Source organism: Phaeodactylibacter xiamenensis (assembly GCF_965229835.1).
Classification (GTDB): domain Bacteria; phylum Bacteroidota; class Bacteroidia; order Chitinophagales; family Saprospiraceae; genus Phaeodactylibacter; species Phaeodactylibacter xiamenensis.
The window spans coordinates 1,549,446-1,572,600 of sequence record NZ_OZ245931.1; the positions used below are offsets into that span (position 1 = coordinate 1,549,446).

At 53.3% G+C, this 23,155-nt stretch carries 16 protein-coding genes; 9 read left to right on the forward strand and 7 right to left on the reverse strand.

The window, feature by feature from the left end; genetic code table 11:
* Positions 1 to 26 precede the first annotated feature (26 nt).
* Genes ACO08I_RS05690 through ACO08I_RS05700 form a run of 3 tightly spaced genes read right to left on the reverse strand, consistent with a single transcriptional unit; the run spans position 27 to position 3,382 of the window.
* The gene (locus ACO08I_RS05690) at positions 27 to 995 is read right to left on the reverse strand and encodes a GNAT family N-acetyltransferase (protein WP_282777221.1); all 969 of its coding nucleotides are present in this window, start codon (positions 993 to 995) and stop codon (positions 27 to 29) included.
* Between the two features lie 34 nt (positions 996 to 1,029).
* The gene (locus ACO08I_RS05695) at positions 1,030 to 1,701 is read right to left on the reverse strand and encodes a phosphatase PAP2 family protein (protein WP_282777223.1); all 672 of its coding nucleotides are present in this window, start codon (positions 1,699 to 1,701) and stop codon (positions 1,030 to 1,032) included.
* A complete protein-coding gene (locus ACO08I_RS05700; protein ID WP_282777225.1) occupies positions 1,685 to 3,382 on the reverse strand; it encodes an LptF/LptG family permease in 1,698 nt (565 codons plus the stop codon). Before ACO08I_RS05700 ends, ACO08I_RS05695 begins: the two co-directional genes overlap by 17 nt.
* 314 nt (positions 3,383 to 3,696) lie before the next feature.
* On the opposite strand from ACO08I_RS05700, the gene ACO08I_RS05705 reads away from it, so the two are divergent.
* The 9 genes from ACO08I_RS05705 to ACO08I_RS05745 all read left to right on the forward strand — a co-directional run bounded on the left by ACO08I_RS05705 (position 3,697) and on the right by ACO08I_RS05745 (position 17,751).
* Complete coding sequence (locus ACO08I_RS05705; protein WP_282777227.1) at positions 3,697 to 4,203, forward strand: RNA polymerase sigma factor; 507 nt, start codon at positions 3,697 to 3,699, stop codon at positions 4,201 to 4,203.
* The gene (locus tag ACO08I_RS05710) at positions 4,188 to 4,691 is read left to right on the forward strand and encodes a hypothetical protein (protein WP_282777229.1); all 504 of its coding nucleotides are present in this window, start codon (positions 4,188 to 4,190) and stop codon (positions 4,689 to 4,691) included. The genes ACO08I_RS05705 and ACO08I_RS05710 overlap by 16 nt, the downstream gene beginning before the upstream one ends.
* A 43-nt stretch (positions 4,692 to 4,734) precedes the next feature.
* Positions 4,735 to 5,274: a DUF4252 domain-containing protein gene (locus ACO08I_RS05715; protein ID WP_044228547.1), complete on the forward strand. Its 540-nt coding sequence runs from the start codon at positions 4,735 to 4,737 to the stop codon at positions 5,272 to 5,274.
* Positions 5,275 to 5,348: 74 nt separating this feature from the next.
* Complete coding sequence (locus tag ACO08I_RS05720; RefSeq protein WP_160213954.1) at positions 5,349 to 5,912, forward strand: DUF4252 domain-containing protein; 564 nt, start codon at positions 5,349 to 5,351, stop codon at positions 5,910 to 5,912.
* Between the two features lie 33 nt (positions 5,913 to 5,945).
* Positions 5,946 to 6,470 (forward strand): DUF4252 domain-containing protein, encoded by a 525-nt coding sequence (locus ACO08I_RS05725; protein WP_044228553.1) that lies wholly within the window; start codon positions 5,946 to 5,948, stop codon positions 6,468 to 6,470.
* Positions 6,471 to 6,580: 110 nt separating this feature from the next.
* Positions 6,581 to 9,454 (forward strand): WD40/YVTN/BNR-like repeat-containing protein, encoded by a 2,874-nt coding sequence (locus tag ACO08I_RS05730; protein ID WP_421948771.1) that lies wholly within the window; start codon positions 6,581 to 6,583, stop codon positions 9,452 to 9,454.
* 272 nt (positions 9,455 to 9,726) lie between these two features.
* Complete coding sequence (locus ACO08I_RS05735; protein WP_282777235.1) at positions 9,727 to 10,809, forward strand: septal ring lytic transglycosylase RlpA family protein; 1,083 nt, start codon at positions 9,727 to 9,729, stop codon at positions 10,807 to 10,809.
* A 276-nt stretch (positions 10,810 to 11,085) separates the two neighbouring features.
* A complete protein-coding gene (locus ACO08I_RS05740; protein ID WP_421948772.1) occupies positions 11,086 to 17,058 on the forward strand; it encodes an alpha-2-macroglobulin family protein in 5,973 nt (1,990 codons plus the stop codon).
* A 60-nt stretch (positions 17,059 to 17,118) separates the two neighbouring features.
* On the forward strand, positions 17,119 to 17,751 hold the full coding sequence (locus tag ACO08I_RS05745; RefSeq protein ID WP_421948773.1) for a Uma2 family endonuclease: 633 nt from the start codon (positions 17,119 to 17,121) through the stop codon (positions 17,749 to 17,751).
* 2 nt (positions 17,752 to 17,753) lie between these two features.
* On the opposite strand, the gene ACO08I_RS05750 is transcribed toward ACO08I_RS05745, so the two are convergent.
* From ACO08I_RS05750 to ACO08I_RS05765, 4 genes are read right to left on the reverse strand one after another with little or no spacing between them, the layout of a single operon-like run.
* On the reverse strand, positions 17,754 to 19,871 hold the full coding sequence (locus tag ACO08I_RS05750) for a c-type cytochrome domain-containing protein (protein WP_421948774.1): 2,118 nt from the start codon (positions 19,869 to 19,871) through the stop codon (positions 17,754 to 17,756).
* Positions 19,872 to 19,873: 2 nt separating this feature from the next.
* A complete protein-coding gene (locus tag ACO08I_RS05755) occupies positions 19,874 to 20,659 on the reverse strand; it encodes a chitobiase/beta-hexosaminidase C-terminal domain-containing protein (protein WP_421948775.1) in 786 nt (261 codons plus the stop codon).
* On the reverse strand, positions 20,656 to 21,675 hold the full coding sequence (locus tag ACO08I_RS05760; protein ID WP_421948776.1) for a 6-bladed beta-propeller: 1,020 nt from the start codon (positions 21,673 to 21,675) through the stop codon (positions 20,656 to 20,658). Before ACO08I_RS05760 ends, ACO08I_RS05755 begins: the two co-directional genes overlap by 4 nt.
* Positions 21,672 to 23,150, reverse strand: coding sequence for a DUF1501 domain-containing protein (locus ACO08I_RS05765; RefSeq protein WP_421948777.1), 1,479 nt, complete (start codon positions 23,148 to 23,150; stop codon positions 21,672 to 21,674). The genes ACO08I_RS05760 and ACO08I_RS05765 overlap by 4 nt, the downstream gene beginning before the upstream one ends.
* Between the last annotated feature and the right edge of the window lie 5 nt (positions 23,151 to 23,155).

Consider the following 23,155-nt stretch of genomic DNA (forward strand, 5'->3'; position numbering starts at 1 on the left):
TACTAAAACTGATGCGCTCTTTTGCTTTACAGCGGCTGCAAATCAGGTGCGACCCACCGTGACCTGGCCCTGACCGACTGTAGTAAACTTTCGCTAAAAAAGGTTTTTGGATAGGCGGATGCCGACTGGGGGGACTGTAGGAACTCACTCAAAGCCTCATCATAATTCAGATGTGGATGCGCCTCCAGAAAGTGCTTCAAAACAGTGATCCAGAATACAGTGAGCGTTTCGTGATAGCCCGCTTCGGGAGTGTTTTGATGCCCGAGGTATAAATTGTAGGCAATAATGCCAGTTCGCATCCGGCAAAGCGCCTCCTCTTCTCCTTGGTGGAACAAGTACCAAAGCGCCACCTTCAAATGTGCCTCATGCGTCCATCCTTCTTCCGGTATGGTATGCCTTTCAAAACCACGCACTAACTTTTCAACAGGAGGCAGCGCTGGTTCCGGGATAAACTCCTCAGGTACCAGCGAAAAACTGAATGAGTCCGTATTCTTACCTTCGAACCGGTAATGCCGGCGGGCATAGCCTTCTCTGCGAAAGCCAAATTTATGCAACAGCCTCATAGATGCCCAGTTGTCAACCGCAGTCAAGGCTTCGATTCGCTCCAGCCCGAGTTCTTCAAAGCCAAACTTCAGGGTGACCGGCAGCAACTCCTGCATAAATCCCTGCCCACGGTCTTCCGTATCGTACAGACTGTAGCCAATTTCTGCCCGTAGGTGCCGACGAAAGATAATGTGATAGGAAAAGTCTCCGATCAGCTTCCCGGTATCTTTACGGTACAACAACCAGTTGTGCATGCTCAGACGCGGATTGTCCAGGCCATAGGTCAGGAAGCGCTCTTTAATGCCAGCATACATTTCTGGTGTGAGGCAATTGAGGGCTGCCCCCAGCGTCTCGTCATCATGTTTGGAAGTCAATGCTTTAAAGGAAGCCGGATTAAGCGTACGAAGGAGGAGCCGCCCGGTTTCTAGTGCAGGCAAATTCAAATCAGGCATGCCATTATTGTTTTTGAAAAAACCCTCACCTGTATTATGAAGTTCCCCCCCAGGGCATTTTAAGGCTTTTATCAAGCCATGACACCTTTGGGAGATACTGAATGTAGTACCAAAACATAGCAATTAAAACCCCCAAAAATGCCCCCAGGTAGACGTCTTTAAAGAAATGCTGAGTGAGGTAAATCCGGGACAAGCCTACGATGAGTGCCAGCAGGAAAAACAAGGCACCGGTAGACTTTTTATTTGGCGCACAGAAGGCCATAAAGGCAAAAAGAGCGAAGCCTGCCATCGTATGGCCGCTTGGAAAACTGGTAGCGCCCGAGTGCACTTTGATGCCTTCCACCAGGTTGAGCTGCCCGGCGATGCCCAGTTTCTCAAAATAGGCAAAGGGGCGGTCGTGCGCAAAGAAAGACTTTATCACATAAGAAATAACAGATACGCTAAAACCAAGCAGTGGCAGTGCAATTGCATGCCTGAATTTTATAAACAACAAGACCAGTCCGGCCGCAATGAACCCGATGGGCTCGCCAAGCTTAGTGCCGTTCACAAACAGAAGGTCCAGCAACCCGCTTCGGTGCCGGCTGAAAAACCAAACAAAAGCACCGGTTTCCATCAGGAATAACAATACAGCTCCGAATAAAAGAAATTGAACCATACCGGAAAAAAACCAGCGGTTCGTTTGCCATAAATCAGACAGCGGCGTCATGCTCGGCTTTTCGTTTTTTGAATAAGTTGATGATGGCTTTGAAAAAACTAGCGTACTGATCGATGTTGACCAGCTTGCTGTCATTCATCGCCTTGCGGGTCAGCAAAACCCCAATGGGAAAAAGCACAGTACAGGGTACCCAGGCTGCAACCGCAGCGGGAAGCACGAAGGATTCAGCAATTTTGCGGCAGAAAATAGTCAGTACAATAAAGACCATAAAAAAGATGATGGAGATCAGAATGGGGTATCCGAAACCACCTTTGCGTACAATAGCACCCATAGGTGCGCCGATAAAGACGAAAATAAAACACACCAGTGCCATACTGTATTTGGTGTGAAGCTCATAAATGTGCTGAACCCGGCTTTCCTGCAACCGGTCAATCGAGCGGGTGGCGGATTCGGCATGCGCCTGTATGCTGCGGATAAAAGACTTGGACTTATTGACCAACCTCAGGCGCTCTGATTCCGTGAACAGCATCAGGATACTCTCGTACTCTTCAACCGGTTTCTCAATCTCCTGCTTGATGGGCCGCCCTTCAAAGGACTTGATGGGTTTACGGTTGATTTTTTCATCTGGTGCGAATGCCGGTTGCTGGTCATCGGTTTCAGCATCCCCGACAACGTTTTCAGCCTCAGTAGAGTCAGCCTCCTCATTCTGTTCCTCTGCAGCCTCACTCGCTTTGGCTTCCAGGTTTTCCTCCTCCGCTCTGATCCGTTCGGCTTCTGCTGCGGCCAGTTTATCTTCTTCATCCGGATTATCCAGGAAGGTGCTGTCCAGCTCCAGCAAATCAAAGTAGGAACTAAACTGATTGGAAATGCCTACCTCTCGGCGCCGGATCTTTTGCTCCAGTGAGTCTACTGCATCGGCCAGCTGACCGCTTGTCAGCATACTCCGGTTGGACTTAAAAAGGTCTTCGTTGGTCCGGTTAAGGTTGAACTCACTCAAGTCGAAGACTTTGTACCAGCTTTTGAAATTAGTGCGCACAAACGGATAGGACCGGCTGTTGCCAGAACCTGATGGATCCCCCTCCATATACTGATGGCCGTTGTGGAGGTTCATCATAAAGTAGCTGCCATCTTCGGTAGCGTACATTTCGCCATCACTGGCTATAATCTGGGAAAGCTGCCCTTTGTTGGCATCGGTATGATCATAAATCAGTACATCCTCTATACGCTTTCCATCGCCGGGCTTATTACCAATATGGATGGCATACCCGTCAAAGTCATCATTGAAAATACCGGCCTCCAGGCGCAGGGCAGGCTTCTGCTTCTGAATATCGTACATCCGGGAGCCAAATTTGAGGTTCGCTACCGGAATGAGGTTGTTCGAACAGAAAAAGGAAGCCAGAACGGCAAAAAAACCAAACCCAATCATGGGCCGCATGATGCGGGCCAGGGACACACCCGCAGACTTGAAGCTGGACAGCTCATACCGCTCTGCCATGTTCCCCATTACCATCACGGAGGAAATCAGCACCGCCAGCGGCAGGGCCATTGGCACCAGGGAGAGGCTTTTGTACCCCATCAGCTCCAGGATGATAAACAACCCCAGGCCCTTGCCCGCTATATCATCAATATACAGCCACAGTACCTGCATCACCAAAACGAACATCGCAATCATGAACGTCACAATGAAAGGCGGGATAAAACTCTTGATCAGTAAGCGGTCGACAATCTTCATAGATTCACAATAGACTTTCTGCGTTGCGCAAAGGTACAACGTCTCATAACAACTCTATATGGTGTGCCAAAGGTTGACTTTATATTAACTTTAAATTTTTTCCGGCATGGCTGTAACTTTCCGTTAACCCTTGCCGTCACCTTAGTGAACGCAGCTTAGAGACGGAAACAAAATAAGTTAGACCGTTTGAGTTTTTGGGCAATTTCATTAGCAGCTGAAAACTTGGAAGCTGAGTTGATCCCGGTTAACCGGGAAACAAAAACCTAAAGAGAAAACGGTCTAACTTATTTCCGTCAAACTACTTAGAGAGCGTAATGAACCTGGAAACTTTCAAATCAGACATACTGCCCATCAAAACCAAACTCTACCGGGTCGCCCTTCGCATAACGGGGAACCCACAGGAGGCAGAGGATGTGGTGCAGGAAACCCTGATCAAAGTCTGGGAACAACGCCAGGAGCTGAGTACAGTCCGCAACATCGAAGCCTGGTGTATGCAGCTGACCAAAAACCGGTCCATCGACAAGCGCCGCCTTCGGTTCAACCAAAACGAAGGGCTGGACGGTGCCTACAGGCTGAGCAGCTCAGCACATACGCCCGATCAGCAAGCGGAACTCTCGGACAGCTACCTGCAAATTCAGAAACTGATGCAGGAACTGCCCGAAAACCAAAGAATGGCCATGCAGCTCCGGGATGTGGATGGGTTTACCTATCAGGAAATCTCTGACACCCTGGAAATGCCCCTGGCACAGGTAAAAACGAATATTTTCAGAGCTCGGAAGAGCATCCGAAATAAATTAACCGCCTTATGGACCACCAATTGATACGGCAATTACTAGACCGCTACTTCGAAGGGCAGACGAGCCTTGAAGAAGAAGCCCAACTCCGGCGTGCGTTTCAGCGCAAAGACCTGCCGGAAGATCTAAAGGGGTACCGCCCCTTGTTTGGGTACCTGGAGCAAAATGCCGCCCCGGAACTGGGCGATGCCTTTGACGCCAAATTACTGGCGGAACTGCAGCCTCAGGAAGCCAAAGTCCGGCACCTTTCTGCCAGAACATGGGTATTGCGGGTAGCAGCCGCTGTAGCCCTTGCCATCGGCGCTTTCTGGATGTACGAAGGCTATCAGCCCGCGCAGCATCAGGAAGTGGCCGGCGTTGACTGGTCCAAATACGAAGTGGAAGACCCCAAACAGGCGTTTGCGATTACCAGCAGCGCACTGAAAAGGGCGTCCTTAGAACTCAATCAGGGAACAGATGTGGCTGCTCAGGGCTTTGAGCGCAACCTCAAAGAGATCAGCCGCTTTTTTGAATAACCAACCTTTACTCATCCGATTGTTTATCCGTAAATTTTGAATCATGAAGACCTCAAAGTGGATTTTTACCGCCTTGATGCTGGGCATCGTCAGCATCGCCTCAGCGCAGACCTCCAATGCCAATGCCATTGACAAGTACTTTCAGCAATACCTTGACGACGACCGCTTCACCGTGGTCTACATCAGCTCCAAACTGATGAGCATGTTCGGAAAGCTGGATGTGGAATCTATGGAAATGGACGACAACGAGACCGCTGCCATTATTGACCTGGCCTCCGACCTCAAGGGCATCCGAATCCTCGTCGCAGAGGAAAATGGTGCCGGCTTTTACAAGGAAGCCAAGCAGAAGATCAATACCACCGAATACGAAATTCTCATGACTGTCCGTAATGCCGACGAGCAAAACGTCGACTTCCTGGTCAAGGAAGACGCCGCCGGCACTATGGAAGAACTCCTGCTGCTGGTCGGCGGTGGGGAAGAGTTCGTGCTGATGAGCTTTGTAGGCAAAATCGACATGGAGAAAATCTCCAGACTCATCAATGAGTTTGACGACAACGAAGAGCCTGCCGAGCAGAAACAGTAAAATAATCTGTCAAAGCCATGGTTGGGGTCTTGTACCCCACCAATGCTGTTTACTCCACCACAAACCCAACCGCTATGAGACTGCCTATTCTTATTTTTTGTGCAGCAGCTTTTGCTTTTACTTCCTGCAGCAGCCCCAAAACAACAGCTCAGTTTTACCAAACCCACAAAAAGCAGCCCGGAGTAGTCAACTTCAAGCTGCCCGGCTGGGTCATGTGGCTGGGCGGAGGCATTGTATACAACAGTGTGAAAGACGAGGAAACCAAAGTAGCCCTGCGCTATGCCCGTAAGATTGGCAAGTTCCGTATGCTGGCTTCTGAAAAGGGGGCAGCCCTGCCAGAGTCCGAACTCAAAGCTTTTGTCAGGAACATTCAGGACAATGGGTACGAAGACCTGTTGCAGGTGGACAGTGAAGGCTCTTCCGTCCGGATCATGGCACGAGACAACCGCAATAAAATCAAGAACCTGTTGCTACTGGTCCGTGATGAAGATGGCTTTGTGTTTATGGATATGAAGTCCCGGATCAAATACTCGGAGATTTCAGACCTCATCAATTACTTCATCAAAATGGGCGAGCAGAAAGAGGAAAAGGAAGAAGCAGAACAACCCGAGCCTGCCCCTGTTATCCCAAGGGTATAACCCTATTTAAATCACCCGAAACCACTCTATATCATGCGAGATTTCATTCTATTGTGCCTGTTGGCCCTCATTCCGGTATTTGGCATGAGCCAAACTCATTTCATCTCTGAGTTTTATGATCAGTACAAAGACCAGGATCAGGTCAGCCATATCGACATCCAAGGCTGGCTACTCAAGCTGAAAATCAATGCGGAGGAAGCAGAAGGTGCAGAAAAAATCATTGATAAAATCACTCAGCTGCGCATCCTGACGATGGACGATGGCAACCTCGTCACGCCGAAGGAGTACCAAAAGCTGCTGAAGAACATGCGCAAAAACGGCTTCGAAGAGCTCTTCCGGGTGCGCGAAGGCCATGAAGATGTGGGGCTCTACATCCGGGAGGAAAATAAAAAGGTCACCAACGTCCTGTTGACCGTTCACGGACAGGACAACTTCATCCTGCTCAGTCTGGAAGGTCTGCTGAAGTTCAGCGATCTTAATGACCTGCATCTGGACATTGAAGGCATGGAGCACTTTGAAAACCTGCCAGACAAAAAGGAAGATATTCCACGTGTGTAATCCGTTCTTGTAGATCATTCACCCGACCCTTACCCCGGGCAACCTTAGTTGTCCGGGGTATTTTGATTTGCCCCTGAATGCAGAGATTTTATTTATCTTTCGCCTAAAACATGCGGTTTACCCTTTTCACCCTCTGCCTTTTTGCCCTCAATGTGGTGTTTGCCCAAAACCCGGTTCCTGCCACTCCCGCCCAATCCCGTATCCAAAGTTATGCCCAACGGCAGTCTCTTCGGGACGCTTCCATCGCCAATGCTATTGAATTTCGCAATGTGGGCCCAACCGTGATGAGCGGGCGCGTGGCCGATATTGACGTTTGGGAGGAAGACCCCACCCATTTTTACGTCGCTTATGCCTCCGGGGGGCTCTGGAAAACGGAAAACAACGGCCTTTCTTTCACGCCTTTGTTTGAAAAGGAAGTGGTCATGACGATTGGAGACATCGCAGTGGACTGGAAAACCGGCACCATCTGGGTAGGCACGGGAGAAGTCAATGCCAGCCGCTCTTCCTATGCAGGCACCGGCATTTACAAAAGTACCGATGAGGGCAAAACCTGGACACACCTCGGCCTGCCGGAGACCCATCACATTGGCCGCATCCTCCTGCACCCCGATGACCCGAATATCGCCTGGGTAGCTGCCCTTGGACATCTCTATTCTTCCAATCCCGAACGGGGTCTTTATAAAACCACTGATGGTGGCAAATCCTGGGACCGCACCCTCTACGCCGGCCCGGAAACCGGTGTGGTTGACCTCATCATGGAGCCGGGCAACCCTGACGTGCTTTACGCCGCCACCTGGCAACGGGAACGGCGAGCCTGGAACTTCGTGGAGTCCGGTGCAGCATCTGCCATTTACAAAAGTACGGACGGAGGCAATACCTGGACCCGCCTGACGAACATCAACAGCGGATTTCCTACCGGCGAAGGTGCCGGGCGCATCGGCCTTGATATCATACAGGCAGATGGCAACACCATACTCTACGCCGCTATCGACAACTACGGCCGCCGCCCCGCTAAGGAAAAAGAAGATGAACTGACTAAGGCTGAACTGCGCACCATGTCCAAAGAAGCTTTCCTCGAACTCCCACCCTATCAAATCAAAGCCTACCTGCGCAGCAATGGCTTCCCTAAAAAATACGACCTGGAGACGGTACTGGAAATGGTCAAAACAGATGAAATCACTCCACAGGACCTGGTGGCCTACGTGGAGGATGCCAACTCCCTGCTCTTTGACACCCCAGTCATCGGGCTGGAAGTCTACCGCTCCGATAACGGCGGGCGGACCTGGAAGAAAACTCACGATGATTATATCGATCAGGTCTACAATTCCTACGGCTATTACTTTGGGCAAATCCGGGTGGCCCCACAGGACCCTAATCAGATTTTCGTGATGGGCGTACCCGTACTACGCTCCGATGATGGCGGTAAGACCTGGACCAATATCATGCAAGACAACGTACATGCCGACCACCACGCCCTTTGGATTAATCCCAACCGGCCGGAGCACCTTATTCTGGGCAACGATGGTGGCATCAATATTTCCTACGACAACGGTGCGCATTGGGCCAAATGTAACAGCCCGGCTGTCGGACAATTTTATACGGTTGCCGTTGACCATGCCGAGCCCTACCGGATTTACGGAGGACTACAGGACAACGGTGTTTGGATGGGCCCCAGCACTTATGAAGCAAGCGATCGCTGGCACGCCACCGGGCAGTATCCCTACAAGGAAATCATGGGCGGGGATGGCATGCAGGTCGCCATTGATCCAAGAGACAACCAAACCGTGTATACCGGGTTCCAGTTTGGCAACTATTTCCGCATCAACACTTCCACAGAAAAAACCACCTACATTACGCCTAAGCCCGACCTGGGAGAGCGCCCCTACCGCTGGAACTGGCAGGCGCCTATCCACTTGTCCATCCATAATCCCGATATTCTGTACATGGGCGCTCATAAAATGCTGCGCTCTATGGACCAGGGTGAGCATTTTGAAGAAATTTCCGGAGACCTCACACAGGGCGGAGTTACCGGCGATGTGCCCTATGGTACCCTCAGCAGCATTCATGAATCGCCCCTGCAATTCGGGCTGTTGTACACTGGCTCTGATGACGGGACGGTGCACCTGAGCCGGGACGGAGGCTTTAGCTGGTCCAACATCACCAGTAACCTGCCCGGAGATTTGTGGGTGAGCCGGGTGCAAGCCTCTGCCCATCAGAAAAGCCGGGTGTATGTAGCACTGAATGGCTACCGGTGGGATGACTTCACGCCTTACCTCTACGTCTCAGAAGACTATGGAAGTACCTGGCAGCGTATTGGAACAGACCTGCCTCTGGAGCCGGTAAATGTCATTCGGGAAGACCCGGAGCACCCTGAGCTGCTCTACGTAGGTACAGATCATGGCTTGTATATTTCCCTGGACAAAGGCAAGCACTTTATGCTGCTCGACAACAACCTGCCTGCCGTAGCCGTCCATGACCTGGCGATTCAAAATACTGCTAAGGAATTGGTGGTGGGCACCCACGGCCGGTCCATTTACGTCGGGCGCATTAAAGAGCTCCAGCAACTGGACAGCAGCCTGATGGCAAAGGCACTCCACGCCTTCCCGCCTGACCCCATCCGGTACCGCTCCAATTGGGGCAAAAAGTCGGTTTGGGAGCAGACCATACCCGAGGCGCAAATTCCGGTGTATGCCAACAGGCCAGGTAAGGCTTCCGTAACAGTTTCCACCCCGGACAGTCTGGAGCTGCAAAATTTTGAGGTTCAACTTTCAAAAGGGCTAAACTATATTGCTTACGGCCTTACAATTAGCGAGGAAATTCTGGATGAGTATAATGAAACACTAAATAAAGACAGAAAGTCAGACGAGAAGCCGGTCCGTATCAAAGTCATGGACAACGGCAATGCCTATTTATACAGGGGGAATTACAGCCTGGAGATCCAATTTGGAGAGCAGACCGTGCAGGAAACGCTGAAATTGGAATAAAACGTATAAAAAAACTTGACCCTCAACAATTTATTGCCGATTTTGAATGTTAATATGATCTTAACCAACTTCTTGTTTGTTAAGAGCTTGTTGGGATTTTGCTTTTGAAGCGAACGAAGCCAAATTTTATTCTGATCAAGGCGTGATGAGGGAGCATAGCCTTAGCTACGTGACCGAAGAACAACGAAGAGCAGGACAAAATTTGGCAAGAGCAGCCCGAAGTGTAAAATCCAAACAAGCTCTTAAAACAAAGTCCACTAAACAAAACGCATATGCGCTTCTACATGATTTTCGGCCTGTTCCTGATGACGACAGGCTTATCGGCACAGCAATACAGCAGCCGTTACGCTTCTTCCTCCAACAACAGCGAGACTGGTACAGCGGTCTACTATGCCGACTATCTTCACGGCCGCATTACCGCTATGGGCGAGGTATACCGGCGCGAAGAATACACGGCTGCGCACAAAACTTACCCTAAAGGCACCTTGCTAAAGGTAACCCGCCTGGATAACGGCCTGTCTACCGTGGTGCGGGTCAATGACCGCGGCCCGTTCGTAGAGGGCCTTATGATTGATATTTCCAAAGCGGCAGCAATGGATATTGGGCTGCTCAGAGATGGTAAAGCTCAGGTCCGCATAGAGCCGGTCGGCCATTCTGACCAAAACCCCAGAGGGGGCCAGCTGACTGCTCAAACCACCGCCCGGTCAGCCCCCCAATCCTACGATAGCTACGCCAGCCGGAGTAACCGTGTGCCCGCTTACAGTTCCTCTTCCTATGAGCCTCAGTACCCGGCAGCTGCCACTCAAAACAGCTATGCCAGCCGCAGTACCAATACTTCTGACTACACGGCGAAGGGGGGTACTAACCGTTATTCCGCTTACAATTCCGCACCACCGGTTGGGCGGGCTTACAGCAATGAAAACATGGCTTACAGCCAGCCTACACAATCGGGCAGGACCTACACCGAGCCTTACAGCAACAATGCGAACCTGACTGCAAAGGGTGGCTACCCCACTAATCAGCCCCAATCGTACGGACAGGTCGGTGGCTCACTCGCCAGCCGTGCGCCGGGCGCGGCACAAACTTCTTCCGGTAGCAGCACCTCAGCCACGACCCTACCACGCGGCACTCAGGGCTACGCTGTGCAAGTCGGCTCCTACCGAAATGCAGAAAATGCTGCCCGCCAGGTAGAAGAGTTGCAGGCTAAAGGATTAAGCAATGTCTTTATCATGGATTCCAACGGGCTCCAAAAAGTAGTCATTGCTGCATTCCCCCAAAAGGCAGCTGCACAAAACTACCTGGACGACCTCCGCCGGTCCTTTATGATTGACGGATTAGTCACGATGATCCGGTAATATCTCGGTTACCGGAGCGGCGTAAAGGTTTACGCCGCTCCGGTATTTACATTCACTTCTCCCCTTCCCTACCTTTTCCACAGGCTATTCGCCACATTTTCCCTACATTTATGTAATTCGGCCCTGCCTTGCTGCGTATTAGTAAGGTAACGGGCGGTATTATTCAGCACCCCGCCTTCCCAAAAGACAAATTCTATGTTAAAACGCATTATTTCGGGGCTTTTCGCCGCACTGCTGTGCTCCGCCCCCTTATTTTCCCAAACGCCAAAACCAGTTATGAACGACAACAGCCCATACGCCGATGCCTGGGCCAAAATAGACTCGCTGGAGCAGAATGGCCTGCCCCGGTCGGCACTTGAGGCCACCGAAGCACTCTACCAGCAAGCTAAAGCGGATGATGAACCAGCCGAATGGGTCAAAACCATCATCTACCTCAATAAATTCCAAAGCCAAATCGAAGAAGAAGGCTTGGCGGAAGCGATCCGCCGTGTGCAATCGGAAGCCGATTCGGCTTCTTTTCCTGTAAAACCGGTGCTCCATACCTTGCTGGCGGGCCTGTATCAGCGCTACCTGGAGGAAAACCGCTGGACAATCAGTCAGCGTACCACCATTTCCGGAGAACGCCCGGAGGATATCAGCCTCTGGACTACCCGTGACCTGTTGGATGAAACGGCAAAGCAATACCTTTTGTCTGTACAGGGCCAGGGTTTACTCAACATCCCCATTGAAGAATGGGCGCCCATCACCACCCCCAGCAGCCCGGCTACCGAAGGGCTGCGCCCAACGCTTTACGACTTCCTCATGCACCGGGCTATTGACTACTTCTCCAACGACCAGTCGTACCTCAACGAACCGGTGTACAAGTACGTACTCCGGGAGGAAGCCGCTCTCGCTCCTGCCCAAACTTTTGTCGAAACCAGCTTCAGCGGACAAGACTCAGCAGCGTATACCCTTCAGGTACTCCATCTCCTGCAAAACTTACTGCGTGTGCGGCTGGAGAATGACAATGCTGCGGCTTTGCTCGACCTGGACCTCAAACGCCTGCAGTTTGCTTACCAAAAGCTGGTCAATGCCGAAAAAGAATCCCTGTATACCCAGGCCCTGCAACGCACTATTGAGCAATATCAGGGCACACCTGAAGTTATGCAGGCCTGGTATGCTTTAGCGCAGCATTATCAGCAACTTGGGCAAAGTTACCAACCCTTTGGCGATACCACGCACCGCTGGAAAGCAAAGGAGGCCCTGGATTTGACAACTAAGGCGCTCAAGAACTACCCCGACCATTATTGGGCTCAACCCATTAAAAACCTACAGGCCAAGCTTCTGGACCAACAACTTACCCTACAGGCTGAAGAAGTTTACCTTCCTAACCAGTCGATGCTCTTCTCCCTCACCTACCGAAATACGGATTCGTTATACTACCGGCTCATCCCCCTTGCCCCGGAAGATGCCTTCCAACTAGAGCGCAACCGGGGGGAAGAAACGCTCGAAATCCTGAAAAGCAAAGCGCCACGGCTTGAGGGACACTTCAAGCTACCGGATGAAGGCGACCTGCAACAGCACCGAACCGAATTTGCCCTTGACGGGCAAGGGTTCGGCAGTTACGCCCTCCTCTATGCTACCAATGAAGATTTTGATGAGGCTGCTGAAGTTAGTGCGGCTTTTTTCAGCATTTCTGAACTGGGCGCACTCTATCAACGTGCCGACAACCAAATACTGGTCGCCCACCGGGAGAATGGGCAGCCCCTGGCTGGCGTGGAACTACAGTTCTTCACCACCCGGTACAATCGACGGAAAAATCAGCAGGAGCTTGTCCCGCATAGCAAAGCCCAAACCAACGCCATGGGCATGGCTTCCCTTCCCGGTGACGACAGGCAGTCATTTGTCATACAGCTCACACGCGGCGCAGATGTGCAAATCCTGGGCCGGGGCTTCTCTAATTACCAGTCTTACGACAGAGATATCCGGACAGAAACCACTCATTTTTTCCTGGACCGCTCCATTTACCGGCCCGGGCAAACCATCTACTTCAAAGCCCTTGCTTTAACCAAAGACGCGAATGACCTCCCGGCTATCCTGCCCAATCAGTCCATCACGCTGACATTCCGGGATGCCAACCGGCAGGAAGTGGAAACCCTGGAATTGGAAACCAACGAATTTGGTACTGTACAGGGCAACTTCACGGCACCGCAGGGTGGCCTGCTGGGGCAAATGTCTATACAGTCCAGCCCGGGAGGAAGTACGCATTTTTTCTCTGTAGAAGAATACAAACGCCCCAAATTTGAAGTGGAGCTCCAACCGCTGGATGGCCAGCCGGGACTGGGCGACATCGTAACGGTTTCCGGTATGGCCAAAGCCTACGCCGGCAACGTAATTGATGGGGCAAAAGTCACCTACCGGGTGGAGCGCAATGCCCGTTTCCCCTGGTCTTCCTGGTGGTACCGTATGCCAAGCAGCAGTAGTATGGAAATCGCGAATGGCGTTGCACAAACAGGTCCTGACGGCAGCTTCTCCATCGAATTCCCTGCGCTGCCTGACCCCACCATCAGCCCCGACAACCGCCCGGAATACACCTATACCGTAACAGTGGATGTTACCGATGCCAATGGTGAGACCCGATCCGCTACCCGATCCGTGCGCCTGGGCTACCTGCAGCTCAAGGCTGAAATGGACCTCCCGGCTCAGGCAGACCTGGCTGATCCCATGATGGCACTACAGCTCTATGCCCAAAACCTCGATGGCAATCCTACTGCTGCCGGTGGTGATCTAATCATAACCGCACTGGCACCGCCGCCACGCGCGCTGGTGGAGCGCTACTGGGAACGCCCGGACTACTACCTGCTGGAGGAGGCAGAATTTGTACAGCGTTTTCCTCACCTGCCCTATGCAGATGAAAATGAGCAGCGAAACTGGAAAACCACAGGTACTGTTTTCGAAGAATCGGTAGAAGTCAATGGCCAAGACACCCTCTTCCTTAATTTTTCCGGCTGGAAGACCGGCCACTACCGCGCCACGCTCCGTCTGCGGGACGAAAGCGGCGAAACGGTAGAGTCCATCAAGTATTTTGCACTGTTTGACAGCAAAAAACAACGCCTGCCCGATGGCATGGTAGCCTGGGAAAAGTCAGCTAAAGAAGGCCCTTTCCAACCCGGCGACACCTACCAGCACCTGCTGGGCAGCGCCACAGCGGAAATCCCCTACCTGATCGAAGTAGAAGACCGCAGTGGAACGATCCGGCAGGAATGGCTGAAAGCAGCGCGCTGGCAACGGATCAACCAGAAGATTGAGGAAAAAGACCGGGGCAATTTATTCCTCCATATTCAGGGTATGCAGTACAACCGCTTCTTCAAATTCCAGCAGCAAATCACGGTGCCCTGGAGCAACAAGGAACTCAAAATCACCTATCAGACCTTCCGGGATAAGCTACTGCCCGGAGCGGAAGAAACATGGGAGCTCAAAATCAGCGGCCCGGAGAAGGAAGCAGTAGCGGCGGAATTGGTGGCGGGCATGTATGATGCTTCGCTGGATGCTTACCGCATGCACAACTGGCATTTCAGCCCTTTCCCAAGTGCTTACAGCCGTTCGAACTGGGCACAGCAGGGTTTTTCAGCCGACTATGGCCGTTCCTTTTTCTACAACAGAGGGGCTTACTTTAGCGCTGATGCACGGCAGTACCGGGAGCTCGACTGGCACAATTGGAACCGTTGGTATAGGTTTGCCCGGGGGAATGTACCTGTAATGGCCGAATCGCGGGCTTTTGATGACGGAGCTGTCGAATTCAGTGATCAGATAGCCAATTACTCTTCTAAATCAGTAGAAAAAACTGCCGCCGCTCCGGAAGCCGCTATGGCAGCACCGGAAGCCGATACGATGGCTAATGCCGAACCGGAAGCCCCTAAACCCGAGCCAGTCATCCGCCGCAACCTAAAGGAAACGGTCTTTTTCTTTCCGCAACTGCGTACCGATGAGGCGGGCAATATCATTCTGCAGTTCAAAATGAACGAAGCCCTTACGCGCTGGAAATTCCTGGCCTTTGCCCATACGACCTCCCTGCAGTATGCCCTTTCGGAGCAGGAGGTGGTCACGCAAAAGCAGTTGATGGTACAGCCCAACGCGCCCCGCTTTGTGCGTCAGGGCGACCGCATTGCCTTTACCGCTAAGGTGAGCAACCTGTCGGAAGGACCATTGCAGGGCACCGCACGCCTTCAATTGTTCGATGCGGTGAGCATGGAGCCCATTGATGCGTTGTTTGGAAATACCGATCAGGAGCAGCCCTTTACGGCCGAAGCAGGGCAGTCACAGGGGCTTTCGTGGATGCTTGAAGTGCCGGAAGATTTCACCGGCGCGATCGTCCACCGGGTCACAGCTGAGGCCGGCAGCTATGCCGATGGGGAAGAAAGTGCCCTGCCGGTGCTGACCAACCGGACCCTCGTCACGGAAACGATGCCTCTGCCGATCAGTGGGGCAGCAAGTAAGACCTTCGACTTTAGCGCCATGAAAAAGGCGCAGCAGTCCAAAACACTACAGCAGCATCAGTTCACCCTGGAGTTCACCTCCAACCCGGCCTGGTACGCAGTGAAGGCACTCCCCTACCTCATGGAGTACCCCCACGAATGCACTGAGCAAATTTTCAGCCGCTACTACGCCAACAGCCTGGCCTCGTCCGTGGCGAATCAGTACCCGGAAGTGCAGCGTGTGTTCGAGCAGTGGCGCTCAACCGATGCCCTGCTAAGCGAACTGGAGCAAAACCAGGACCTGAAAAACATCATTCTGGAGCAGACGCCCTGGGTACGCAATGCCCAAAGCGAAACCGCACAGCGCAAACGCATCGGCCTGCTGTTCGACCTCAACCGCATGGGGTACGAAAAAGCGGAGGCCCTGAATAAGCTCAAAGAACGCCAATCCGCTAACGGTGGGTTCTCCTGGTTCCCCGGCGGGCGCGAAAGCTGGTACATCACGCAGTACCTGGTGGAAGGCTTGGCACGGCTGCAGCTGCTTGGCGTAGAAGACATTGCGAATGACCGCAACGCCCGGAACATCATGGAGCGCGGCCTCGCCTTTGTCGATGAAGAAATGGCAGATTACTACACTAAGGCTATGGCCAGAAAGGATAGCCTGCTGCCAAATATCGCCATTCACTACCTCTACACCCGATCCCTTACCGCTGATCAGGAACTTTCCGGGACTGCGAAGGAGGCATTCAACTTCTACCTGAACCAGGCTGAGGATAAGTGGTTAGAGCGCAACCTCTACGAACAGGCTATGCTGGCAGTGGTCTTCCAAAAGCAGGATATGCCGGAACAAGCCACCAAAGTCATGAAGTCCCTGCGCGAGCGTGCCCTGCACAACGAGGAAATGGGCATGTACTGGAAGTACGATTATGGCTTCTATTGGTATCAGCTGCCAATTGAAACCCATGCCATGCTCATCGAGGCCTTCGCTACCGTTGCTAAGGATGAGGAAGCGGTGGAGCAACTCAAAGTGTGGCTGCTAAAAAACAAACAGACCAACCACTGGGAGACTACCAAGGCCACTGCCAGTGCGGTCTACGCTATGCTCCGCTTCGGCGAAAACTGGCTGGCTTACGACGAGCCCGTGCAGGTCTCCTTCCCGAAGCTGGATAAAGATGTCTACCAGGCACAACTCACAGAAGCGCAAAAAAACGCTGAGGCAGGCACTGGTTATTTCAAAACCCAATGGGACGGCAAAGCTGTTCAGCCGGGCTTCCGTCAAATCAAGGTGGACAACCCTAACCCCGGCATTGCCTGGGGTGCCGCCTACTGGCAGTACTTTGAAGACCTGGATAAAGTGGAAACCTTCAAGTCCACACCGCTGGTGATGAACCGTACGCTCTACCGGGAAGAGCTAAGCGACACCGGCCCCATTTTGGTACCGGTCACGCCCGAAATGGCGCTGCAACCTGGCGATAAGCTTGTGGTGCGCATCGATATCAAGGTGGACCGGGCGATGGAGTACGTCCACCTGCAGGACATGCGGGCAAGTGGCCTGGAGCCGGTCAATGTACTTAGCCGGTATCAATGGCAGGGAGGACTCGGCTATTACCAAAGTACCCGGGATGCCTCTACCGACTTCTTTATTTCGTACCTGCCTAAAGGAACCTATACGCTGGAATACCCGCTGCGGGTCAGCCATCGCGGGGATTTCACCAACGGCATGGCGCGCCTGCAGTGCATGTACGCGCCGGAATTCAGCAGCCATTCAGCCGGGGTGCGATTGAAGGTGGAGTAGATTTGCGTATTGCTATTGAAACAGGATCGTAATATCTTGCGAACAGCATAACCCACGCCTATGATTACCTCATTGGACCAACTGGATTTGCACAAAAAGTATTCTTACGCGGACTACCTGACTTGGAACCTCAGGGAGCGGGTGGAGCTATTAAGGGGGTATGTACGCAAAATGGCGCCCGCCCCCAGCGATGAACATCAGCGGATCAGCAGTTTTCTTCATGGGACAATATGGTATCACTTGCGGCAAAAGGAATGTGAAGTCCGGCATGCGCCCTATGATGTCCGGCTCATCATCCCATCTGATACGCCCCTGTCCAGCCGGAGAAGAAAAAGCTCCACCGCCCTGTCAGATGAAGAGATAGAAACAGTGGTCCAACCGGATATCCTGGTGGTGTGCGACCCCTCAAAAATTGATGACCGGGGCTGCCTGGGCGCTCCGGACCTGATTATTGAAATCCTCTCCCGGGGTAATAACAAGGAGGATACCGAAGAAAAATTTACCATCTACGAATCCGCTGGCGTCCCGGAATATTGGATTGTTCACCCTTATGAGCAAACGATTACCGTTTACCGTCCGGACAGCAGTGGCCGATACGCGGGGTCACGCCCTTTCGCACCCGGTAGCCAACTCACTTCGGAGATCCTGAAGGAACTGGAGATACCGGTTGCGGAAGTTTTTAGCCGAAAGTAGTTTTACTTCGTGGTTTTATAATCGGTGGAAGCGCTAATCCCTCCGTGATCAAAAACTTCCTCAGGTCCGGACAATAAAATCTCATCCAGGAAAATCCAGCTTTTGCCGCCCGGATTAGGGTGCCAGTCCGGGTTGCGCAAGGGGCTGCGGACTTCCACTTTCACATAGCGGGCCTCCACCGGATCAAATGCGATCGGGAAGTATTTCAGCTCCGTTTCAACCACTTCCTTATCAATCGTTGGCCAGTCTGCCCTGCCTACCTCCCGGAACTGCTGCCCATCCGCAGAGACGGAGACGACGGCGCTTTTCGGGAAGAAAATCCAGCTGACCGGTCTGGACAAAGCGCTAATGGTGACTTCATTAACGGAGGTGAGCTCCGGCAATTCCATCACCGCGCTCATGTGCTCCCCTTCGTACCCCAACCAGTTGCCAGTTGTAAAGACTGCTGTGCCTTTTTGCAAGTCGACCAGGGATGCTCCTCCATTTGCCTGAAATTTCCCGGAAGGGGGATTGAGCAGTCGCCCTGTTTTCGCCCGTAGCCCGGCTTTCACAAATCGGGCGGAGGACACCTCGCTGTCATTCCAGCCTGACTTTACGGCAAAGGCCTGCACCTCTGCGGTCTTTCGCAGGATAAGAGAATCCGGGAAGAGGGGCGAGCCAGGTCCCGGAGGCGTTCCGTCAATGGTGTAGCGCACCTCTACGCCTTTAAAGTTGGAGATAGCCCGCACGACGATGGAGTCATGGAATAGCGTGGAAGCGGCCTCCAGCAGAGGTGGGTTAAGCGCAGCCGTCCCGAAGACTTCCCGGTCTGCTTCCTGTTGCACAACCACCTGCGGGTGCGCCTCTTTCCATTCGGTCAGCCCGGCATCAGAAACGGCCGTTTGCCACAGGTAGACTTGCTTCAGCTCCGGCAATTGCCCGATTGCCTTCAGCCCTGCATCAGTCACGGCCGTCCCGTACAGGTTGAGCACCTGCAAGTGAGGCAGCTCCGCCAGAAAGCCCAGCCCCGCATCCGTAATCCGGGTGCCTTGCAGCTGGAGCTTTTTCAGGTTGGTAAACGCTGCGAGCTGATCCGACAGCTGATCCGAAAAGTTACTGTGCCCACAGTGAAGTTCAATGACCCGGTCAGCATACTTGCGAAGGGGCGCAAAACTACGGGCAATGATCGCCGTATCCCGCGCCATATCCACCAGCAAAAAGGGGCTTTCTTCCGCAGCTAGTGCCACACGCAGGCCTTGTGCATTCAGTTGTTGGACCGTTTCAAGCGGCATAGGCTGTAAATCCAGCTTCGCCCAGTGATCTGCCGGGGCCTGATAAGCTTCCAGGAGAGTGGCTACCGCGGCTCTGTCCTCCATATCTTTCACCTTGCAGTCGAAACAGGCACCATTGCCCATCCACCATTCCAGCAGTTGGATTTCGCCCGCTGACAATTGAGGTTTGCCCTCCGGAGGCATGTGCTCCTCCACTTCCATCGGCAAATGCACGCGCTCCAGCAAAAGGCTCTGAGCCGGCACTGCGGTATTGAACAACGGCCCGCTATCGCCTCCTGCCATTAGCCCCGCCTGATCGGTGAGGACCAGCCCGCCCTTTGATTTGGAAGGCTTGTGGCAGCCGGTGCACTTTTGGTCCATGATGGGTTGTATGATGAGGTCGTAGACCAGCGCTTCTTCGATGTTTTCCACCGTTTGGGGCGCTGACGGTTTTTCGAAAAGGTAATCGGTACCGTGGGTCATTGCACCGCCGAAGTGCCCGGCAGCGAACAAAGCCAAGCCACAAACCCACAGCAGGTAGGGGTACAGTTTGGTCAGCAATCGGGTAAATTCCAGATGCCCGAGGAAGAGCAGCAGGGCACTGATTGTAGTTGCAATCCCTAACCAACGGTGGTACTGCAGGAGGTTTTCCTCATACCCTCCTTCCTCCGCCAGCCACCAGCCGGTAGCCGCTGCCACTATGGAAGCCAGCGTGCCCAGCAGCAGGGAAAGCCCAATGGCCGGTTGGTAGTTATTGTGTTTCTGCCATCGTTGCAGCCCCTCCATTAGCATTCCCAGCAACAGGAAGCCGATAGGCAGGTGAACAATCAGTGGGTGCAAACGGGCTAAATTGATGGAAAGAACGTCCATGATCAGGGCTTTTGAGTCAGCAAAATTTCATCCAGAAAAATCCAGGCCGGTCGGCCGGCACCATCGTGCCAATCGGGCAACTGCCGGGCAAGCACAAGGACCTCCAGGGTATCAGAGCTCCGGGGTTTCAGTGGCACCTCCAAAAAGTGATACTGTGTAGGCCCACCAGGCTCAGGGCGTGCAGTTTCAATCTGCCCAATCTGTTCTCCGGCATCATAAACTTTTACAACCGCCGGGGGCATAATCCAGGCACCGGCATTGTCCAGCAGACTGAATACCAGCATATTGGCTTTTCCGGCTTCCGGGGCATTCAACTGCATGCGCAGGGTATCTGTTTCCCAACCCAGCCATGCCTTGGGGGTAGCTGCAAAATTCAGGGCGCCTTTTTGGCGGTCGGTCAAAGCAGATAAGCCGGCTCCGGTGTATTGAGGCGCGGGCCTTGGGGTGGCATTCGTAATGCTTAGCGGCTGGTTGTATTTCAGGCTGCGAACAGCTATACTCACTTGCGGGCTGTCTTCAAAGTCCGGGTGAAAAGCTTTTGCGCTAACGGTAGCCGATTGAGATAAAGCAAGCGGCCCTTTGTAAACAGAGCTGTTTGAACCCACCGGGCTTCCATCCAGGGTATACCGCAGCTCCACGCCGGGGTAATCCAGTTCCAGGCGTACCGTTGTGGTTTCAGTAAAAAACACCGAATCCACTACAGCCTGGGGCGGGCTCAGTTGTATCCGGGGCTGCGCTAAAGCCAGCCCGCTACATAGCATCAAAAATATAAAGTACATGCGCCTCATACCCGGGTAAGTTTTATGGGATAGGTAAATCCGGCATTCCACTGCGCTACGTAGAGATTCTCATCCTCGTCCACGCATACATCGTGGGGGTGCGTGAAGACGCGCAAGACCTGATACATCGGCCGGAGCTGATCCTCTTCATAGACAGGAGCCACGCCGCCGGGTGCAGAGACCAGCCGGTTATGTTCATCCAAAATCGAAACAAACCCGGTACCGCTGCTGCCATCGCCCGACCAGATCGTGGCCAGGTACACATTAGAGCCGTGCACCACGGGGCGGCAAATGTATGCACCGGGCAGATCGATGACCCCTTTCAGCGCGCCATCCATACCAAAGCGCTTCAACTGATTCTGCTGACGGGCGGTGATGAGCAATTCCGGAGCCTGCCCGCGTTGGTCGATGCAGATACCGTGGGCGTTCAGGAACTGCGCCTCGCCCTCGCCTTTGCCTCCAAAGACATTCAGCAGCTCGCCTTTTTGATTGTAATGCAAAATGTACTGACTGCCGTATCCATCGGCTATATACACATCACCATTATCCGCCACTGCTGTTTCCGTGGGGATATATTGGGAGGGGGAATCATAAACCCCGGATGCTTTAGGGTACGCCCAGGCCCAGACGACTCTCCCGTTCAGCGTAGTCTTAATCACCTCGTGCCGCTCCGTATCAGTGATGTAGAGGAACTCCTCCCCGCCCTCATCTTTGAGCGTCAGGCCGTGGGCTCCGGGAAAATCGGTACCCCAGGCATCTAAAAGCCGGCCATCACGATTATAGATCAGGACGTTGTTGCGGGTGTGATTGGTCAGCAAAATGATCCGCCCCTGCTTGTCCTGTACCAGTTCGTGGCAGTCTTTCACCGGGTAAAACTGTGCATTCAGCGCGCCCCAGTTAAGGTCAACTTTATACCTGAAGTCGCCATGCCCGAGTACCAGCTCGCCCCGGCTCGTCCAGGAAACCAGCCCCATACCAGCCGCTGCCCAGAGGCTGCTTTTGAGAAATTCACGTCTTTTCATCATGCCAACAGGTCTTTAACCACATGCCCTTCCACATCAGTGAGCCGGAAGCGCCGCCCCTGATATTTGTAGGTCAGTTGTTCGTGATCGATGCCCAGCAGGTGTAGCATCGTAGCCTGAAAATCGTGGACATGCACCGGGTTTTCAGTGATGTTGTAGCCGAAATCATCGGTGTCGCCGTATACGATACCGGGCTTAATGCCGCCTCCTGCCATCCACATGGTAAAGCAGCGGGGGTGGTGGTCGCGCCCGTAGTTGGTATCGGTGAGTGTGCCCTGTGAGTAATTGGTGCGGCCGAACTCTCCGCCCCAGATGATCAGAGTGTCATCCAACATGCCCCGCTGTTTGAGGTCCATCACGAGTGCAGCGGATGCCTGATCCACATCTTTGGCTTGTTTGGCGATGGCGGTGGGCAGGTTTTCATGCTGATCCCAGCCCATGTGGTAGAGCTGAATGAAGCGGACGCCCTTCTCGGCCAGCCGCCGGGCCAGCAGGCAGTTGGCTGCGTAGGTGCCGGGCGTCATCGCATCCGGGCCATACATCTGGTAAATGTAGTCCGGCTCGTCCTCTACGCTCATCACATCAGGCACGGAAGTCTGCATCCGGTAGGCCATCTCGTATTGCGCGATCCGGCTTTGAATTTCCGGGTCCTGTGTTTCTTCGTGGTGCATGCTGTTGAGGGCTTCCAGTTTATCCAGCATCTTACGACGTCCGGAACGCCCCAGCCCCGCCGGGTCATTGAGGTAAAGCACCGGGTCTTTCGCTGCCCGGAACTGCACGCCCTGATGCAGGGAATGCAAAAAGCCGTTGCCCCACAAGCGGGAATAGAGCGGCTGTCCGTTCGGGCGGCCGGTACCCCGGGACAGGAGTACGGTAAAGGCAGGCAAATTTTCATTATCGCTGCCCAAACCATAACTCAGCCAGGAGCCAATACTTGGCCGCCCCGGCTGCTGAGATCCGGTTTGGAAGAAGGTGATGGCCGGGTCGTGATTGATCGCCTCCGTGTACATGGACTTTACGATGCACAGCTCGTCGGCAATCTTGGAGGTATAAGGCAGCAGGTCACTAATCCAGGCACCACTCTGCCCATGCTGCTGAAAGCCAAACTGAGAGCCCACCAACGGGAAGCTGTCCTGCCCGGAGGTCATGCCCGTCAGGCGCTGCCCCTGCCGGACGGATTCCGGAAGGTCTTCACCACGCCGCTTTTGCAGCAAGGGTTTATAATCAAACAATTCGAGCTGTGAAGGCCCTCCGCTTTGGAACAGGTAGATAATCCGCTTGGCTTTCGCCGGATGGTGCAGGGCTTTCAGTACGCCTTCTATCCCCTGCCCGGATTCGGTAATAATGCCTTTGTCATTGGCCCGGAAGCAGCGCAGCCCGAGCAAAGAGCCCAAAGCGGCAGACCCAAGCCCTAAGGCGGTTTTGGAGAGGAAAGCGCGGCGGTTCAGTTGTAAGGATCGTTCTTCGAATGGATTCATTGGTC

Bases quoted from the DNA above. Each gene is read 5' to 3' on its own strand.
- ACO08I_RS05745 (WP_421948773.1), top strand. From the start codon at position 17,119: ATGATTACCTCATTGGACCAACTGGATTTGCACAAAAAGTATTCTTAC.
- ACO08I_RS05710 (WP_282777229.1), top strand. From the start codon at position 4,188: ATGGACCACCAATTGATACGGCAATTACTAGACCGCTACTTCGAAGGG.
- ACO08I_RS05700 (WP_282777225.1), bottom strand. From the start codon at position 3,382: ATGAAGATTGTCGACCGCTTACTGATCAAGAGTTTTATCCCGCCTTTC.
- ACO08I_RS05760 (WP_421948776.1), bottom strand. From the start codon at position 21,675: ATGATGAAAAGACGTGAATTTCTCAAAAGCAGCCTCTGGGCAGCGGCT.
- ACO08I_RS05735 (WP_282777235.1), top strand. From the start codon at position 9,727: ATGCGCTTCTACATGATTTTCGGCCTGTTCCTGATGACGACAGGCTTA.
- ACO08I_RS05725 (WP_044228553.1), top strand. From the start codon at position 5,946: ATGCGAGATTTCATTCTATTGTGCCTGTTGGCCCTCATTCCGGTATTT.
- ACO08I_RS05740 (WP_421948772.1), top strand. From the start codon at position 11,086: ATGAACGACAACAGCCCATACGCCGATGCCTGGGCCAAAATAGACTCG.
- ACO08I_RS05720 (WP_160213954.1), top strand. From the start codon at position 5,349: ATGAGACTGCCTATTCTTATTTTTTGTGCAGCAGCTTTTGCTTTTACT.
- ACO08I_RS05765 (WP_421948777.1), bottom strand. From the start codon at position 23,150: ATGAATCCATTCGAAGAACGATCCTTACAACTGAACCGCCGCGCTTTC.
- ACO08I_RS05690 (WP_282777221.1), bottom strand. From the start codon at position 995: ATGCCTGATTTGAATTTGCCTGCACTAGAAACCGGGCGGCTCCTCCTT.
- ACO08I_RS05755 (WP_421948775.1), bottom strand. From the start codon at position 20,659: ATGAGGCGCATGTACTTTATATTTTTGATGCTATGTAGCGGGCTGGCT.
- ACO08I_RS05695 (WP_282777223.1), bottom strand. From the start codon at position 1,701: ATGACGCCGCTGTCTGATTTATGGCAAACGAACCGCTGGTTTTTTTCC.
- ACO08I_RS05705 (WP_282777227.1), top strand. From the start codon at position 3,697: ATGAACCTGGAAACTTTCAAATCAGACATACTGCCCATCAAAACCAAA.
- ACO08I_RS05730 (WP_421948771.1), top strand. From the start codon at position 6,581: ATGCGGTTTACCCTTTTCACCCTCTGCCTTTTTGCCCTCAATGTGGTG.
- ACO08I_RS05715 (WP_044228547.1), top strand. From the start codon at position 4,735: ATGAAGACCTCAAAGTGGATTTTTACCGCCTTGATGCTGGGCATCGTC.
- ACO08I_RS05750 (WP_421948774.1), bottom strand. From the start codon at position 19,871: ATGGACGTTCTTTCCATCAATTTAGCCCGTTTGCACCCACTGATTGTT.